Origin of the sequence: Pseudoroseomonas cervicalis ATCC 49957, from assembly GCF_000164635.1 — a bacterium.
In the GTDB taxonomy this organism is placed as follows: Bacteria; Pseudomonadota; Alphaproteobacteria; order Acetobacterales; family Acetobacteraceae; genus Pseudoroseomonas; species Pseudoroseomonas cervicalis.
The window spans coordinates 1-754 of record NZ_GG771147.1 but is presented as its reverse complement, the minus strand read 5'-3'; the positions used below and the strand labels follow the sequence as shown (position 1 = coordinate 754).

The following is a 754-nucleotide window of genomic DNA, read 5'->3' as shown; positions in this document are numbered from 1 at the left end:
CTGCTGGGCGGCCTGCCGCCACCCGCTTTGCACGCCGGGGTGGAGCTGCCCGCCCCGGTGCTGCTGCTGCCGCGCCTGCTGGAGCCGGCGCTGTGCCGCGAGCTGATCCTCAGCCATGGCACGCTGGGCGCCGCCCCCTCCGGCTTCATGCGCGAGGATGAGCAGGGCCGCACCGTGCTGGTGCAGGATCCCGGCCATAAGCGGCGCAGCGACGTCACGTTGCAGGACCCCGCGCTGCTGGCCCGGCTGCGCGCCCGCATCTCCGCCCGGCTGGTGCCGGTGCTGCGCCAGGCCTTCCAGTTCGAGGCGACGCGCATCGAGCGCTACATCGTCGGCGCCTATGACGCGGCCGAGGGCGGGCATTTCCGCGCCCATCGCGACAACACCACCGCCGGCACGGCGCACCGGCGCTTCGCCGTCAGCGTCAACCTGAATGCCGGGGAGTATGAGGGGGGCGAGCTGGTCTTCCCCGAATTCGGCCCGCGCCGCTACAGCGCGCCGGCCGGGGGGGCGGTGGTGTTCTCCTGCTCCCTGCTGCACGCGGTGACGCCGGTGACGAAGGGCTGCCGCTACGCCTTCCTGCCCTTTCTGTATGACGAGGCGGCGGCGGCGCTGCGCGAGCGCAACCTGCACCGGGTCGCGGGCCAGGGGGGCGCCCCCCTGGACCGACCCTAGAGCCAGGGGGGCTCTGCCCCCCTGGACCCCCGGCCGGGGGGATAGTATCCCCCCGGACCCCGCCTTCAGACGGGAAGTC

1 protein-coding gene is annotated in these 754 nt (G+C 74.1%); it reads left to right on the top strand.

Annotated elements, in window-relative coordinates; genetic code table 11:
* A partial coding sequence (locus HMPREF0731_RS22255; RefSeq protein ID WP_007006526.1) for a 2OG-Fe(II) oxygenase occupies window positions 1-675 on the top strand: 675 nt, incomplete at its 5' end.
* Window positions 676-754 lie beyond the last annotated feature (79 nt).